This window comes from Caballeronia sp. SEWSISQ10-4 2, from assembly GCF_030464885.1.
GTDB lineage: Bacteria > Pseudomonadota > Gammaproteobacteria > Burkholderiales > Burkholderiaceae > Caballeronia.
This window is the reverse complement of the sequence record NZ_JALPRJ010000005.1, coordinates 58,037-72,502: the sequence shown is the minus strand read 5'-3', so window position 1 is coordinate 72,502 and position 14,466 is coordinate 58,037. Positions and strand designations below refer to the sequence as shown.

Here is a 14,466-nt window from a genome sequence, read left to right as displayed (position 1 = left end):
CGGCGCCTAGCTTGACAAGTCGCGAGAGTCGCGAGAAGGGTGCCTCGCGAAGACCGCCCTCAGCCGGGCGCGAAGCAAATCTCCGCGCCCGGACAGGATCAGTTGGCGCTATGACCGCCGTCGACGTTGAGGATATGGCCGGTGATAAATGAAGCTTGGTCCGACGCGATGAAGACGATCGCGTCGGCAAGCTCCTCCGAGAGGCCGAGGCGAGCCATCGGAACACCCGTCACCAGCGCCGCCTTATTGTCCGGCGTGCCTGTAAAACGAGTCAGCATTCCGGTGTCTGTAGGACCAGGGGCTACGCCATTCACACGGATTCCCGACTTGGCGATCTCGAGCGCCACCGACTTGGTGATGCCTTCTACAGCGTGCTTGCTGCCGACATAGACCGAGGCTCCCGCCGCACCCTCGTGCCCGTAGGTCGAGGAGACGTTGATAATGCTGCCGCTGCCTTGTCCTTGCATGACGCGTACTTCGTGCTTCATGCTGAGGATCACGCCGAGAACGTTCGTGTCGAACGTCGCGGCATAGCTTTCCGCAGTCTGGTCCGTGATCGGGCCAACCTGGCCTTCGGTGCCGGCATTGTTCACCGCGACGTCGAGACGGCCAAACCGTGCGACGGTCTTGTCGACCATAGCGCGAACGTCACTCTCCTTGCGGACATCGGCGTTGATGAACTCGGCCTCCGAACCGAACGAGCGCAGCTCCTCGACGAGCGTCTTGCCGGCCTCGTCGCGCCGACCGGCAACGACGACCTTCGCGCCCTTTTTGGCAAAAGCGACGGCGGCGGCACGGCCTATGCCTGTGAGGCCTCCCGTGATCAAAACGACTTGCGTGCTCATTGCACTACTCCTGATGACAGATTGATGGATGTAAGCTTTTGAATAACCGGGACTTGTTTTGTCTATCGACTACCCATGCTTCCATGCCGCCCACTCTAGGCTTGCGTAGCGCCCGCGAACAATACTTTGTAAGCTGAGGGGCATACCTATCAGGCATGGAATGATCATGGAGTTGAGGCACCTGCGTTATTTCGTAGCCGTGGCCGAGGAGGGCAGTCTGACGACGGCCGCCGAGCTCCGGCTCCACACCTCACAGCCTTCGCTGAGCCGGCAGATTCGCGACCTGGAGTCAGAGGTTGGGGTCGAGTTGCTGTTTCGCAGCATTCATGGCGTGGAGCTGACCGCGGCAGGCAAGGCCTTTCTCGACCATGCCCGGCTCGCGCTGGCGCAAGTCGATGCCGCAGTGGAGGCGGCGCGCCGAGCTGCACAGCCGGCAAAAAAGACGTTCGCCATCGGCTTCCAGACCGGTCACGAGATGAACTGGCTGCCGCGGGCCATGTATGTGCTGCGCGACGAGCTGAAGAACATCCAGGTCACGGTATCGAGCGACTATTCGCCGAACCTCGCCGCGGCGCTCGTCTGCGGCCGGCTCGACGTGGCCTTCCTGCGCCTCGAGCCGGCCTTCGACCTGAGCTACGAGGTGGTGGACCACGAACCGTTAATTGTCCTGATGCCGGGCGACCATCGCCTCACCAGCCGCGAAGCGATTCATCCGCGGGAATTCATCGGTGAGATCTTCATCGGCGGTTCGAACAAAGCCAGGGTGCTGCGCGCCGTGACGGAGGACTACCTGCGCCGCGCCGGGCTCGACATCAAACTGGATCATGGAGTGGACAACATGGCGATGGCCATTTCCCTGGTTGCGTCCACTCGCGGGTTGGCGCTTATGCCCGCCTATGCGAAGAATCTGCTGCCGCGGTCCGTGGTCAGCCGTCCGCTGGAGGGGGAAGTGCCAACGATCGATCTGGCCGTGGGTTACAGCAAGGCCAACGCATCGCCGATTCTCAAGCTGTTCCTCGAGGGGATGAAGCAGCTTGGGAGCGAAAGCCCGATGCACCTTTCGGCCCCTGCGGATCGATAACGGGTTGGCGTGAGCAATCTCCCACCGCCAGAAGTTTCGCTATCCGATAGCACACGCTCACGACACGTCATTTCACTCACGAAAATCTTGACAGCGGGCGATCATCGTCTATAGTTCGCCATATGGTGAAGTCTCCTGTAAGTCAGCTTGATCGAACATTTTCCGCCCTTGTGGACCCCACACGCCGGGCGATTCTCGCGCGCCTCGAGCGAGAGCCCGGCTTGTCGATAACGGAGATCGCTCGACCGCTGCCGCTCAAGCTCCCTGCGGTCATGAAGCACCTCGACGTGCTGAGCGACGCGGGGTTGGTGTCACGCAACAAGCGTGGGCGAACCGTTTCGGTGGAACTGATCGCCGGCCCCATGGAGGAAGCGATGGATTGGCTCAAGCGCTATGAGCGGTTCTGGTCCGCCAGTCTTGATCGGCTCACTGACTTTGTTGAGGATGACGAATAATGATCAAGGAGCAGCCGAGCCTGACCATCGTCCGGCGCATAAAGGCGTCGCCGGAGAAGATCTACGCAGCGTGGACCAAGCCCGAACTGATGGCGCGATGGTGGGGGCCTGACGCTGGGCCGGTGCTCAGCGCCGAAGCCGATCCGCGCGTTGGCGGCGCCTTCCGGGTCGTATTTCAGACGCTGGACGGTGAAACGCATGATTGCCGCGGGGAATACCGGGAAGTCGAGGCGGGCCGGAAGCTCGTCTTCACCTGGGAGTGGGTCACCATGCCCGAGCGCCGGTCCCTCGTGACGATCAGGCTGCGTCCGATCGCGGAGGGAACCGAGCTCAATTTCACTCATGCCCAATTCTTCGACGAGGCTGCGCGCGATAGTCATTACGTCGGTTGGAACGGTGCGTTCGACAAGCTCGAAGCGCTTCTTGCCGAACCGGAAAGAACGGGTGACACAACCGCATAAGATCGTGTCCCGGCAAGAATGGCTACCCGATGCGACGCTTCTCCAAGCCGCAAGACGTGATCTTCAAGTCAGATGCAACTGATACTGAGGTCGAATATGAAGCTCTATTACGCTGAAACCCTGGCTCCCCGGAAAGCATGCGCTGTCGCCAAATATCTTGGTCTGCCGGTGGAATATGTCTTTGTCGATCTAAAGAAAGGCGAACAAACCGCACCGGCCTATCTGGCGATAAACCCCAACGGCAAGGTTCCATGCCTGGTTGACGGTGACAAAAGCATTTGGGAGGCCGACGCCATCATCTGCCATCTGGCGCAGCGCGCGGACTCCCGTCTTTGGCCAAAGGACGCACGTCAAACTGATGTCGTGCGTTGGCTCAGCTGGAACAGCCACCATTTTTATCGACATGGCGGGTCGCTTTACTTCGAATACCTCATCAAACCGCAGATCGGACTTGGCGACCCCGACCCGTCAGCGGTAGCGGAAGGGCAGGGCAGGGCTTGTTTCGCAAGTTTGCCACCGTGCTCAATCAGCATCTCCGGGGCCGCAAGTGGCTGGTGGGCGATGACCTCACGATCGCGGACTTTTCCGTCGCTGTGACCCTTCCTTACGCGAAACGAGCGGCGATGCCCCTGGAAGAATTTCCGGAGGTTCAGCGCTGGCATGACCAACTCAGCGCAATCGACGCGTGGCGGGAACCGTTTCCAGCGAGACCGGCGTTGAACGCCTGAGTTTCTGCCCGGTTGGTCCTGACCCCGTGCTTACTTTGGAGGATTGGAACATGGAAACGCACAAGGTTGTGTCGCCTGATGAATGGACGAAGGCGCGAGTCGCATTCCTCGCCAAGGAAAGGTAAACATAATAAAATCAATAACTTATATACGTTTTGTACAGTTTGGTACAGTAGGGCAAACCGCCTGTTTCTGCGCCTTCCCGCCTTGTCAAGTCGCATTCCTCAGACGTTGCGAAAAAGTGACGCCGCGCTGTTAAGATCCCGCTCGGGTCGCTGCTGCGCACGACGACTTACACCGCGTCGCTGCCCTCGCAATGCAGCGTTAACTTTAAGGCCGCATTCCCCCAAGGTTTGCGGCTTCTTTGTTGCCCGGAACAATATCCGTAACGTAACGAATAATCACTTGCCGCCCGCCGACCGGCCCGGACCAAAAGCGGACGTGAACGCTGACGCCATCGCGTCGGTTTTCGTTTCACCGCCCTTCGATGATCCGAAGACAAACCCGACCACCTGTTGCGCGTTCGTGCTTACGTATTGGATAACGGTCCCGACGAAGCCCGCGACCATGCCGACGTAAAGAGCATTACGAAGCAGATTGGTGACCGGCAACTGGCGAAGTCAAACCGCGACCCGGCAAAGAACCGCACGAAAGCCGCAAATGCGTTGATGCTTTCGGGCGGCGGATGGACCCCGCCCGACTCGCGGCGCACCGGTTTGACCTTCATGGAATGTTTGGGCGTGCTGCCCGCCGTGATCGACAGGGTGTTAAACCATCGCGAGCCGAACAAGTTGCGGCGCGTCTACTTGCGTTACGACTATTCGAAGCAAAACCGCGAGGCGTGGCGTCTCCTCGGTGAACGTCTCGGCTTGCTGTTGCGCGACGCCAGCAACGTCGTCGTGCTCAAGTTACGGGCGTGATCCCTCATCAGGCAGAGTGGCGTTCCGGTGCGTCAACAATCAAAAAACTAACGTCAGTGCGACTCGCCAACTTAAATAGTTTGTGGCGAAAAAATATTTTCGTGGTCTCGCACCGTCCAGAATATTTACTGGTGTAAATAATCTGAGTGCCGTGAAACCTTCACAGCCCGCATGCAACGGTCTATTACATCATGTCACGTGGATGGAACGGCTTATAACGCACGAAATATAAGTTACTCCAGTGATCTTCTTAGCGGCGCGAATGCGGTTTTCCGCACTCTTGCGCACTCTTGCGCTCCCTTGCGCGACCGGTATAGTGAGAACCACACCGCACTGCATTGGCGCGTATCAACGATCTGAACTCAATACCGATGCGGTAACCGGGCCGTCCGGATCGAGCCAACGATCCGGTGACTCAATAAGGCATCCTAATGTTGTTTGAATGGCGACACGACCGCGACCATTCAAGTATCTGGTTGGCTCCCGCTGTCGAAAAGCGAACGTTGGCTGGTTAATGCATTTGCCATTTAAATCTGTGCTCACCTGGAGTTACTCGCATGGCTGATATGAATCGCAAGATTATCGAATCAATGTTCGCGGCAGAGAACAGCACAGACAGCGACCAACCGGTCAAGCGCGGCCCCGGCCGCCCGCGCAAAGCAGCGTCCTGCCTTCCTCCGGAACCCGCCCCTGACGATACCAGCGACCTCCGTGCAATCTCTAGTCGTGAGGTGATGTCGATCATGGGCATAAGCTCTTCGTCGCTCCAGCGGCTGAATCAAAGCGACGACCCGGACTGGCCGCGGCCTTTCAGCCTCGTCGGCCCCGCTAAAAACCATTATTTGTTGGCAGACGTTCTGGCGTTCCTGCGCAAAAAGGCAGCCGACGCGCGGGCCGCCAAGGACCGCGCCGAGCAACAGCCTGAACGCAGCACGATCAAACCCGTGTCGCGCCCGACCAAGGCCAAGCCTGTCGAGACGGCCCAAATGAACCAGCGCAAGGCCGCCAATTGATCCGGCAATAGACCACGCACCGCAGAGACACCTAACCCGAGTGGTTCTTACCAGTAGGACTCCAAATTATGGACGATGCCACGGCTGTCAAAAAACCCGATGCGAAAGTGTTCCCGCCGAAGGGCGCGCTTGAACTTCATTCGCTCAGCACCTTGTTCCCGCCCATGACTGATGCGGAGTACGCGACGCTGAAAGCAGATATCGCTGCACACGGCCAGCGCCTGCCGATTGTCATTCATGAAGGCGCGATTCTCGACGGCGCGCACCGCTATCGCGTATGCGCGGAGATCGGCGTGGAGCCGACGATTGTCGAATTCGCTGGCGATGATCCTGTGGCGTTCGTGCTGTCGGCGAACCTGCATCGTCGGCATCTGACGCAGGGGCAACAGGCGGCGATTGTGGCGAACGCTCAGGACTGGGGCCGTGCGCAGACGGTCGGCGGAGACGGCAGCAACCAGCATAAGAGCAAAGCGGCAACGTTGCCGGATAGCTCGGGGCCGCGCGATACGGTCGCTAGCAGGGCGGCGCAAGCTGGCGTGAGCGAGCGTACTCAGCGCATGGCCGATACGGTAGCGAAGGCATCGCCCGAACTCGCGAAGCAGGTTGCCCACGGCGCAGTGAGTCTTCCACAGGCGATCAAGCAGATCAAACCCGCCGATACCGAACCGGAAACGTCCGCGCATGACCGCGCTGGCGTCAAGCCTGCTGGCAAGCCAAAAGTCGCGCTCACGCCGACTCAAAGCGCTTCCTCCGCCAGCGTGGACGAGGACGCCTTCGGCGGCTTTGACGCGGTGGCCGAACTGGAAATCGCGCAGAAGGAAATCGCCGCCTTGCAAGAGCAAGTCGAGGCGCTGTCGTCTGGCGATACCGCTGCGGAACTGGTGAAGGAAATCAAGACGCGCCAAGGCATCGAGGCGCGGCTTGCAGAGACGATGAATAAGGTCAGTCAGCTTGACAATGAGTTGCGCGGTTTCGGCAAGTTGACGAAGAAGTTGCGCGACCTGCTCGGCGTCGAGGCTAATTCCCGGATCGTCAGTGCTGTAAGCGCCGTGCTCGACGCGCTCAAGCGCAAGGCGGCGTAAGTGACTATCTCGCCGGAAGATCAGGCTGTGTTCGACCGGTTCGCGCTTCGCCCGTACCAGATCGAGGCGATCCTCGCAATTCGCGAACTGATTCGGCAGGGCAAGAAAAACATTCTGATTTGCGCGCCTACAGGCTCCGGCAAGACGCGGATAGCCGCCTGCATCATTTTCATGTCGGGGAAAAAAGGCAGCCGCTCCGCCTTCGTGGTGGATCGCCTGAATCTGGTTGATCAGACCTGCAGCACTTTCGACGACTACCGCATCGAGCATGGCGTGCTGCAGGCAAGCCACTGGCGCTTCCGTCCCTATGAGCGCGCGCAGATTTGCTCGGCGCAGACGCTGGCCCGCCGCAAGTGGCCCGAAGCCGACCTGATCGTGGTGGACGAGGCCCACACCGTTCACCAGGTCACGAAAACGCGCATCGAGCCGCGCGACACGACCGCGCTCGGCCTGACCGCGACGCCGTTCACCAAAGGACTCGGCAAGCTGTACGACGCCTTGGTGAATGTCGCGACGACCAACACGCTGATCGAACAGGGTCACTTGTCGAAATTCCGCATCTTCGCTGCGAGCGCGCCCGACATGGAAGGCGTGAGGGTCGTCGCTGGCGAGTGGGACGAAAAGGAAACTTCGAAGCGCGCGATGGCTGTCGTCGGCGATTGCGTGGCGGAATATCTGAAGCACGGAGACGGCAGGAAATTTATCTGCGCGGGAGTCGATTGTAGGCACGTCGAGGAATTGCAGCGCCAGTTCATGGCAGCGGGCGTGATGTGCGCCACGTACACGTACCGGGTGAGCGACGACGAGCGCGCCGACATCGTGAAGGAATTCCGCAAGCCCGATAGCTACATTCGCGGCCTGATCACCGTCACGGCTGCATCGAAGGGTTTCGACGTTCCGGACATCGGCGTCGTCATCATGGCGCGCCCGTTGCGCCGGTCGCTTAGCGAGCATATCCAGTTCTTCGGACGTGGCCTGCGCGCGCATCCGGGCAAGGACGAGTGCATCGTGCTTGATCACTCAGGCAACAGCGAGCGCTTCTGGGACGAATGGACCGCGTTCTTCGAAACCGGCGCGCTCAAACTGGACGATGGTCGCAAGGCGAAACCAAAGAAGAAAGCCATCGACATTGAAGATCGCATGCGCAAGTGCCCGGCTTGCAAACACTTGCATATGGCGATGCCGTTTTGCCCCGCATGCGGTCATGAATACCCGAAGCGTGAGGCCGTCAAGCATCTCGCCGGCACGCTCGCCGAACTGATGGCGAGTGGCGACCGCCGGGCATTGACCGCCGAACTGTGGCCGCAGGTCGTCGGGTACGCGCGCGGGAAACGCACCGGCGATGCCGCGCGCAAGCTGGCGCTCGCGCTGTACCGGAAAATGACCAACCAATGGCCGGGCGCGGACTTCGAGAGCACGCAAGACGCGCCGCTGACCAAGGAAGTAGCGAACAAGATTCGCTCGTTGAACATCGCTTTTGCGAAGTCGAGGCGGCCTGCGGGTTCCCATGACGCCTCGTCCGGCGCGGAGCCGAGGGCATGAATTTTCGCGAAGCCATGACCATCTTCGGCCTGAATCCTCGCGACATCGTGGCCGATGGCCGCTGGTATCGCTGCTCGACCGCCGATCACCCGAAGAAAAAAAACGGCTGCTACATGCTTCGTCCGTGCGGATCACGGGGTTACTTCAGGAACTACGCGCTGGATGACGAATGGCGCGAATGGCAGGACGACCAACCGATGACGCTGGCGCAGCGCGTGCGAGCCGATGTCGAGCTTGCCGCTGCCCGCAGGCGTGAAGCCGAACGCCGGATGCGCGCCGTCAGGCAGATGCGCGCCTATTGGGGCGGCCTCCCGCCGCTGCGCGGTGTGCAGCATTCGTATCTCGAAGGCAAGGGCCTTTCGATGTTGGGCTGCACTGGCCTGCGCGCAGACGGCGACCTTCTGGTGATCCCCGCCGTGCATCGCGGCGCGCTGGTGAGCCTGCAAACGATCACGCCTGACGGCGAGAAGCGATACCGCTATGGGTGCTCGATCAAGGGCGCGGCCTACGCGCTGACGCGCCCGCGCGCGGTGCTCACCTGTCTGGCCGAAGGCTTCGCCACCGGGCTTGCGATCTATCAATCGCTGCCGCAATCGTCGGTGGTCGTGTGCTTCGACGCCGGGAACATGGTGCAAGTAGCGAGCGAGATGAAGCTGCGCGGCATGACGGTGGTGTGCGCCGATAACGATTGGGAAACTGCCGGGCGAACCGGCATCAATACGGGCATCCAGAAGGGCCGCAGCGCCGCCGCAGCGCTCGGGTGTGGGGTTGCCTACCCCGAGGGCATCGAAGGCACTGATTGGGCCGATGCGCTCGCCGAATGGGGCGAGCGCGGGCCGCACAGGTTGCGCATGGAAATCATGCGGCACGTGCGCCCCGCAATGGCCTTGACGGGGGGCGGCGCATGAAGGATCGCAAAAACGCGAAAGAACGTTTCGTCGGGATACCGCATTGGGTCATGATTCACCCGGCATTTCGCGCGGCGTCGCACCGTGCGCGCGCCCTGCTGCTCGATGTGGCGTTGCAGTACAACGGATCGAACAACGGCAAGCTGGTGGTCTGTGGAAAGGCCCTGAAGCCGCTGGGCTGGAATAGTAACGATGCGTTATACAAGGCGAAGAACGAACTGTTGACGCTGGGGCTGCTCACCGAGACCCGGTGCGGCGCGAAGCCGAACAAAGCGGCGTGGTACGCGTTGGGCTGGCGGCCCTTGGATGTCAAAGACGGTCTCGACATCAACCCCCGGTCGTATGTGACGCTGGCCGCCCGAAAAATTGAATCCGGACCCCCGCCACACGGTGCAATGAATCCAAAAACTGCACCGTGTGGCGGTGCAAGGGGTGCGCCGTCTACACCGCCACACGGTGCAGTAGAAGGCACTTTTGGTCCCTCGTCTACACCGCCACACGGTGCGTATATAGATTGCCATACCAGGCGTTTGACCGAAGGGGGTGAGCATGGTTGAGTTGACGGAAATCGGCCTATCCGCACGCATACGCAGACTTGAGCATCGCCGTAGTGATCTTTGGTCGGTAGCCGGTGGTGCCGGGTTAGCGGCGCGCGTTTGCCGTGAGGTATTGAACGGACAGCGCCCGCCGTCCCGAGAGATGCTCGCGCGCTGCTGTTGGAGCCGGGTCGATGTCATCGCCGCCTATCGGGAACGGCTGGCGGAGCGGCTCACCGTCAATCTGCTCGCACGTGCGCAGGCGAAGGCGATCACGCTTGAAATCAGGAAACTGCGCGGTTTGGCGATACGCCCACACAGGGCGACAACGGAGGAGGATTTTCAATGACACGCGACTCAATATACGCACGCATCGCGGCAGTCGCCGATGCGCCGCTAGACGACGACCCGGATGCGGTGAGCCTGCTCGCCAGGGTGGTGGACGCGCTGATGCGCGACGACACCAGCGACGAAACGCGCGCCACTTTGGAATACGTGGCAGGGCATGTGATCCGCTCATGCTGGTGGGCAGCACAGCACGATGCGAGTCTTGGCCTTGGCGGCATCTACGAGACGCCGTCCGCATTGCTGGCGCAGTTCCGCCGGGAACTGGTGGATGCGGCACAGGTGCGCGAGATTCTGCGCGCACCGCGTGCGAGCACGGACGGAGTGGGGCCATGATCGACGCGCTAGTTAGTGGCTGCCGACATAGACCAGTCACGCAGACGGCACATTGACCCGAAATCCCGTTTTCGGCAAACCGGGAAATTTCGGGAAACCGGGCATCGCGGGTAAAAGGTAGGACAAGCAGTTGTGTTCTTTTAATATCATCAAGGAGTATTAATAATCATGGAAAATATTCAAACTTTATCCGATCATTCACCCGAGCTTATGGCATTAGAGAATGACGCCGAGCGGGCGACCGCAGCCTTTAAAGCCGCAGATATTGCTTATCAGGAGTCCAAGCGTGTGATGCAAAAAACGCATTGGGCTTACGACAAGGCGCTCATGGCCCGTGAAGACGAGTCCGGGCGCATCTTGATCGAATTGGAGCGCGCAGCGCGGCCCGAACTCGAAGCCGCCATCGCGAATTTAGAATCCTTTGACCTATTGTTGCGCCGCGCGATTCGGGTCGGCTACTTTGGAGATGAAGACGTCGGGAAACCAATCTCGAATGCTGACGACATCGCGGCAGCACGCAAGGAGGTTGCCGCCGCACAACGGGCGATTCGCGAATTGGCGCACGACGCCCAGATGCCGGGTGACGAAATGGTTAGGCGCTGCACGAAACTCGTTGATGGCGCGCTTCTAGCCGGAATCGAGTGGGTACCGAAGGACAAGTGGAACCACGCAGCAGCCGGGTCTCGCAATTATTAACTCACGTGCAACGGGGTATCGCCAAAAGTGGCGACACGCCGACGCGGCACTTTCAAACATTGGAGTAACACCATGAATAGCCTGTACGAACAATCCGCCGAACTGATCGATCTGGTCGAAAAGTCCGGCATGCGCGGCGAACTGGAAGCGCGCGTCGAAGCGCAGAATCTCGCAGAGTGGCGGCAGCAAATTGCCACGCTGCACGCGCAGCGCAAAGAGCGCGATCAAGTCATGCCGGCAATCGATGCTGCGGCAGTCGAAGCGCGGGAAGCCTACGCGCTGGCCGAGCAGAAGGCGCTCGATGCGCGTCTGCTCATGAACTACGCGATGGGACGCGCTTATGCCACGCGGTGCGGGTTCGGCGAAGGGCAGGTCACGTCCCTGATCGAAAAGCACGCGCCGAAATTCATGCATGACGCCTACGATGATTTGCAGGAGCCGATTGACTTCCTTCGGGGCACGGTCCGGGTTTACTCAACCCGGCAACGGGTCGCGTGGGGCTTTCATAGCATCGACGTGAGCATGAGCAACGCCGACGAGGTTTTCGCGATACGCCATCGGTGCGAGGCCGGTCAATCTGAAATCCGCCGCATGATGCTGGACGACGTCACCCCGCTCGATGAACATCGCGCGCGCTGTGCCGCTATCGTTCACGACTGCCTCGTCTTAACGCAGCCGCATCTCAAAGATGATCGGGAGTGGTTGCGGCACGAGCAAAAAAAGCAGAGTGCGAAGCAGAAATCGGCCTGATTACCTAAACCGGGGTATCGCCAGTTTTGGCTTAGTAATGGAATCAATCACTTGCCAGTGCCACAACGCTGCGCCGGAGGCTCTATGCAACATTCACTCGACAGCATTCGCGCTGCGCCGTGGGCGATAACGCCAGATCGTTTACAGATTATCGCGGCCCTGCCGAGCGTCGGCAGCGGCGAAGCCCGCGCACCGTCGGTTCCTGCGCCCGCGACGATTGGTGGTATCGCCGTGTTGCCGTTGGTCGGCGTTTTAGTACCGAATGCAAGTGATTTGGGCGAGATACTCGGGTTGTTGTCACTCAAGCGTTTCACGCAGAGTTTTCGCGCGGCGCTTGCCGATGATTCGGTCCGAGGTATCCTCATCGACATTGACAGCCCCGGCGGCAGCCTGTTCGGGATTCAGGAACTGGCCGAAGAAGTTTTCCGGGCGCGCGCACGCAAGCCGATTTTCGCTATTGCGGACAGCCTTGCCGCAAGTGCGGCTTACTGGATTGGCTCAAGTGCGTCCGAGTTCTACATCACGCCGGGCGGCGAAGCAGGTTCCATCGGCGTGTTTGCGATGCACCGCAATGTCGCGAAGGCGCTCGACAAGGCAGGCATCAAACCGACTCTGATTAGCGCTGGAAAATACAAAATGGAATCGAGTCCTTTCGGGCCGCTCACTGTCGCCGCAAGGAAGCACCTGCAATCTGAAGTCGATACGCGCCACGACAGTTTCACCCGCAGCGTCGCAAGAAACCGCAATGTCGATGTCGCCGCTGTTCGCAACGGCATGGGTCAAGGCCGCGTATTGAACGCGCAGAGCGCCCTTGCCGAAGGCATGGCCGATGGCGTCGGATCGTATGACCAGATATTGAACAAGCTTGCGCGGCGCGTAGGACAGCGCGCCACGGGTGACTCGGCCATCCTGCGACTACTCCATTAGCCGAGCGCCGTTGCCGCTAAGTTAAACGTCTTTTTTTGGGAGAATTTTATGCAACCGACACCGATAGTCTGGCTCGCGCCGGACACCGCAAAAGGCTCGTTGACCGCGCGCATGGACGCCGCGGGCGCCGTCGATTACCTGCTCGTGAAAATTGACACGAATGCTGCATCCGCCGGGAGCGTGGAGAGCAGCGGGCCGCGCTATCGGGAGGCGCGATACGCGCTCGACGAACGGGGGGCCGATTACTGGATCGATGCAATGTCCGGTTTGCGCATCTATGCCGTGGCAGGCTGGGCGCTGGCGCAGTAGCACCGCCGAGATGCCAAGCCGCCCGAACCGCCCCTGTACGCACCCAGGTTGCAGCGCGCTCGTGAACGGGCGCGACAGCAAATGTCCGGTTCATATGCAAGCCGCGCGCAAACGGGAAAACGCCAATCGGGACAAGGCGGTAACGGCGCTGTACGGTTCGCAATGGCAAAAGGCGCGTGCGGTTTTCTTGCGTGAGCATCCGTTATGCGTCGGATGCGCGACAACCGGTTCGATCACGCCCGCGTCGGTTGTCGATCACGTCATACCGCATCGCGGCGACGTTCGCCAGTTTTGGAACCGCGAGAACTGGCAACCGCTCTGCAAACCGTGCCACGACACGAAGACCGCACGCGAAGACGGCGGCTTTGGGCGTGCTCGTATTCAGACCGCGAAGACAGATAGCGACGAGGCGTGAATGCAGGCTCGCCACGCGGTCGGCGTGCGCGTTGGCGGCGCTCATCGGCGACCCTTCACGAAGCCCGCTACGGGCGCGTGCTGGGCCTTGCTGGGCAGGGGTAGGGGGCATCGAATCGCTGGCAGCAGTCGCCCGTAGAACGTTGGGATGCCAAAATTTATTCGGACGCGAAATGAAGCGAGGGGGTATGCGCAACTCGCGCACTGTTTCTTCAAAATTGCGGTGACGCTTTACGTCGATCACGCGCGCCGGTTTCAAATGGTGCGTCACTTAGTTGCCACCCCTTTGCCGTACAGCGCCAAGGCGATTTCGGAAAGCGTCAGGTGCCGCTGACTGGCGCGCTAGGGCTTGTAAAACAGGCCCTATGCGAGCGTACTCACGTCGGTGTGCGCCGCCTCTGCGCCAGCAAGGCCCGATTATGAGACTTGGTGCTGCCATGAGTGTGTGGGCCGCTTTTAGCTGCCGCGTCGTCATGTTTGTCAGTCTCGGCATTAACCAGCCACAACGAGTCATCAACGAGCCCGACATTCGGCGAAGCCACGTCTAGTGAATCGTCCACGCCGAAACTGACTACCACGTCAACATACTGGCTCGGCTTTGCCCGAATCAGGAATTCCGGCATGTACTCGTTCGACGTGCCACTGGAAAGGGTGCCGGTCAGTCCGCCGTGCGAAATCGACGTGTATCCGTGGTCGTGCATCCACTTCATTACGGTGGGATTCGTCGGCCCGTCGTCAACGTTCGCCTCATAAGCAATCCGCCGCCACGAAATCAGCCCGCTATCCTGCGGGTGCCACGGGTCGGGGGCGTCATTGATGGAAAAAGCAGCCCCGAAAGCAGGTTCCCTTGCGGATGTGTCGCCCAGATACAGTTCGGCGCTGGTGTACGTGACATGAATAAGTGACTTGGACGTGTTCTTGTCCGTAACGTCGTAACTCACGTCGTACAAGACTGTGCCGTCTGGATACTTCTTGATCTGGGTTACGGTCAGGTCGCCGGTATATTCGATTGGCTTCTGTTCGTCCGTACCGAGTGCGATTTTCAGTTGTTCGTTCTGATAGGCAAGCTGTTTGAGCGTCTGGTCTTCAAAGGTGTGTTTGAAGGTCAACCACTCATA

The 14,466-nt window shown here is 60.1% G+C and carries 20 protein-coding genes; 18 read left to right on the top strand and 2 right to left on the bottom strand.

Annotation, left to right across the window (positions count from 1 at the left end; all coding sequences use genetic code 11):
- Positions 1–98 precede the first annotated feature (98 nt).
- Complete coding sequence (locus M0D69_RS04790) at positions 99–845, bottom strand: SDR family NAD(P)-dependent oxidoreductase (RefSeq protein WP_301780928.1); 747 nt, start codon at positions 843–845, stop codon at positions 99–101.
- A gap of 166 nt (positions 846–1,011) precedes the next feature.
- Between M0D69_RS04790 and M0D69_RS04785 the strand changes: the two genes are divergently transcribed.
- The 18 genes from M0D69_RS04785 to M0D69_RS04700 all read left to right on the top strand — a co-directional run bounded on the left by M0D69_RS04785 (position 1,012) and on the right by M0D69_RS04700 (position 13,349).
- The gene (locus M0D69_RS04785; protein WP_301780927.1) at positions 1,012–1,926 is read left to right on the top strand and encodes a LysR substrate-binding domain-containing protein; all 915 of its coding nucleotides are present in this window, start codon (positions 1,012–1,014) and stop codon (positions 1,924–1,926) included.
- Positions 1,927–2,048: 122 nt separating this feature from the next.
- Positions 2,049–2,381 carry a helix-turn-helix transcriptional regulator gene (locus M0D69_RS04780; protein ID WP_047897031.1) on the top strand — a complete coding sequence of 111 codons (333 nt, stop codon included), beginning with the start codon at positions 2,049–2,051 and terminating at the stop codon, positions 2,379–2,381.
- A gap of 2 nt (positions 2,382–2,383) precedes the next feature.
- A complete protein-coding gene (locus M0D69_RS04775; RefSeq protein ID WP_301781030.1) occupies positions 2,384–2,842 on the top strand; it encodes an SRPBCC domain-containing protein in 459 nt (152 codons plus the stop codon).
- Positions 2,843–2,938: 96 nt separating this feature from the next.
- Entirely contained in the window at positions 2,939–3,439 is a 501-nt protein-coding gene (locus M0D69_RS04770; protein WP_301780926.1) for a glutathione S-transferase family protein, read from the top strand.
- Complete coding sequence (locus tag M0D69_RS04765; protein WP_367619688.1) at positions 3,361–3,570, top strand: glutathione S-transferase family protein; 210 nt, start codon at positions 3,361–3,363, stop codon at positions 3,568–3,570. Before M0D69_RS04770 ends, M0D69_RS04765 begins: the two co-directional genes overlap by 79 nt.
- Before the next feature lie 536 nt (positions 3,571–4,106).
- Complete coding sequence (locus M0D69_RS04760) at positions 4,107–4,490, top strand: integrase (RefSeq protein ID WP_301780924.1); 384 nt, start codon at positions 4,107–4,109, stop codon at positions 4,488–4,490.
- A gap of 557 nt (positions 4,491–5,047) precedes the next feature.
- Positions 5,048–5,503: a hypothetical protein gene (locus M0D69_RS04755; RefSeq protein WP_301780923.1), complete on the top strand. Its 456-nt coding sequence runs from the start codon at positions 5,048–5,050 to the stop codon at positions 5,501–5,503.
- 68 nt (positions 5,504–5,571) lie between these two features.
- Positions 5,572–6,585: an S-adenosylmethionine-binding protein gene (locus M0D69_RS04750; protein ID WP_301780922.1), complete on the top strand. Its 1,014-nt coding sequence runs from the start codon at positions 5,572–5,574 to the stop codon at positions 6,583–6,585.
- A complete protein-coding gene (locus M0D69_RS04745; RefSeq protein ID WP_301780921.1) occupies positions 6,586–8,127 on the top strand; it encodes a DEAD/DEAH box helicase in 1,542 nt (513 codons plus the stop codon).
- Positions 8,124–9,035, top strand: coding sequence for a toprim domain-containing protein (locus M0D69_RS04740; protein WP_301780920.1), 912 nt, complete (start codon positions 8,124–8,126; stop codon positions 9,033–9,035). Before M0D69_RS04745 ends, M0D69_RS04740 begins: the two co-directional genes overlap by 4 nt.
- Positions 9,032–9,592, top strand: a complete 561-nt coding sequence (locus M0D69_RS04735) for a hypothetical protein (RefSeq protein ID WP_301780919.1) — start codon at positions 9,032–9,034, stop codon at positions 9,590–9,592. Before M0D69_RS04740 ends, M0D69_RS04735 begins: the two co-directional genes overlap by 4 nt.
- A complete protein-coding gene (locus tag M0D69_RS04730) occupies positions 9,585–9,920 on the top strand; it encodes a hypothetical protein (protein WP_301780918.1) in 336 nt (111 codons plus the stop codon). The genes M0D69_RS04735 and M0D69_RS04730 overlap by 8 nt, the downstream gene beginning before the upstream one ends.
- On the top strand, positions 9,917–10,252 hold the full coding sequence (locus M0D69_RS04725) for a hypothetical protein (protein WP_301780917.1): 336 nt from the start codon (positions 9,917–9,919) through the stop codon (positions 10,250–10,252). Before M0D69_RS04730 ends, M0D69_RS04725 begins: the two co-directional genes overlap by 4 nt.
- 168 nt (positions 10,253–10,420) lie before the next feature.
- Positions 10,421–10,948, top strand: coding sequence for a hypothetical protein (locus M0D69_RS04720; protein WP_301780916.1), 528 nt, complete (start codon positions 10,421–10,423; stop codon positions 10,946–10,948).
- 72 nt (positions 10,949–11,020) lie between these two features.
- Positions 11,021–11,698: a hypothetical protein gene (locus tag M0D69_RS04715; RefSeq protein ID WP_301780915.1), complete on the top strand. Its 678-nt coding sequence runs from the start codon at positions 11,021–11,023 to the stop codon at positions 11,696–11,698.
- Positions 11,699–11,782: 84 nt separating this feature from the next.
- On the top strand, positions 11,783–12,625 hold the full coding sequence (locus M0D69_RS04710) for a S49 family peptidase (RefSeq protein WP_301780914.1): 843 nt from the start codon (positions 11,783–11,785) through the stop codon (positions 12,623–12,625).
- A gap of 48 nt (positions 12,626–12,673) precedes the next feature.
- Positions 12,674–12,934 carry a hypothetical protein gene (locus M0D69_RS04705; protein ID WP_301780913.1) on the top strand — a complete coding sequence of 87 codons (261 nt, stop codon included), beginning with the start codon at positions 12,674–12,676 and terminating at the stop codon, positions 12,932–12,934.
- A gap of 61 nt (positions 12,935–12,995) precedes the next feature.
- The gene (locus M0D69_RS04700) at positions 12,996–13,349 is read left to right on the top strand and encodes an HNH endonuclease (protein WP_301780911.1); all 354 of its coding nucleotides are present in this window, start codon (positions 12,996–12,998) and stop codon (positions 13,347–13,349) included.
- Positions 13,350–13,725: 376 nt separating this feature from the next.
- Here M0D69_RS04700 and M0D69_RS04695 read toward each other — a convergent pair whose 3' ends face one another.
- A complete protein-coding gene (locus M0D69_RS04695) occupies positions 13,726–14,457 on the bottom strand; it encodes a hypothetical protein (protein ID WP_301780910.1) in 732 nt (243 codons plus the stop codon).
- Between the last annotated feature and the right edge of the window lie 9 nt (positions 14,458–14,466).

Excerpts from the sequence above, each read along its gene's own strand:
- M0D69_RS04740 (WP_301780920.1), top strand. The coding sequence starts at position 8,124 with ATGAATTTTCGCGAAGCCATGACCATCTTCGGCCTGAATCCTCGCGAC.
- M0D69_RS04790 (WP_301780928.1), bottom strand. The coding sequence starts at position 845 with ATGAGCACGCAAGTCGTTTTGATCACGGGAGGCCTCACAGGCATAGGC.
- M0D69_RS04705 (WP_301780913.1), top strand. The coding sequence starts at position 12,674 with ATGCAACCGACACCGATAGTCTGGCTCGCGCCGGACACCGCAAAAGGC.
- M0D69_RS04730 (WP_301780918.1), top strand. The coding sequence starts at position 9,585 with ATGGTTGAGTTGACGGAAATCGGCCTATCCGCACGCATACGCAGACTT.
- M0D69_RS04750 (WP_301780922.1), top strand. The coding sequence starts at position 5,572 with ATGGACGATGCCACGGCTGTCAAAAAACCCGATGCGAAAGTGTTCCCG.
- M0D69_RS04785 (WP_301780927.1), top strand. The coding sequence starts at position 1,012 with ATGGAGTTGAGGCACCTGCGTTATTTCGTAGCCGTGGCCGAGGAGGGC.
- M0D69_RS04780 (WP_047897031.1), top strand. The coding sequence starts at position 2,049 with ATGGTGAAGTCTCCTGTAAGTCAGCTTGATCGAACATTTTCCGCCCTT.
- M0D69_RS04720 (WP_301780916.1), top strand. The coding sequence starts at position 10,421 with ATGGAAAATATTCAAACTTTATCCGATCATTCACCCGAGCTTATGGCA.
- M0D69_RS04710 (WP_301780914.1), top strand. The coding sequence starts at position 11,783 with ATGCAACATTCACTCGACAGCATTCGCGCTGCGCCGTGGGCGATAACG.
- M0D69_RS04770 (WP_301780926.1), top strand. The coding sequence starts at position 2,939 with ATGAAGCTCTATTACGCTGAAACCCTGGCTCCCCGGAAAGCATGCGCT.
- M0D69_RS04735 (WP_301780919.1), top strand. The coding sequence starts at position 9,032 with ATGAAGGATCGCAAAAACGCGAAAGAACGTTTCGTCGGGATACCGCAT.
- M0D69_RS04755 (WP_301780923.1), top strand. The coding sequence starts at position 5,048 with ATGGCTGATATGAATCGCAAGATTATCGAATCAATGTTCGCGGCAGAG.
- M0D69_RS04725 (WP_301780917.1), top strand. The coding sequence starts at position 9,917 with ATGACACGCGACTCAATATACGCACGCATCGCGGCAGTCGCCGATGCG.
- M0D69_RS04715 (WP_301780915.1), top strand. The coding sequence starts at position 11,021 with ATGAATAGCCTGTACGAACAATCCGCCGAACTGATCGATCTGGTCGAA.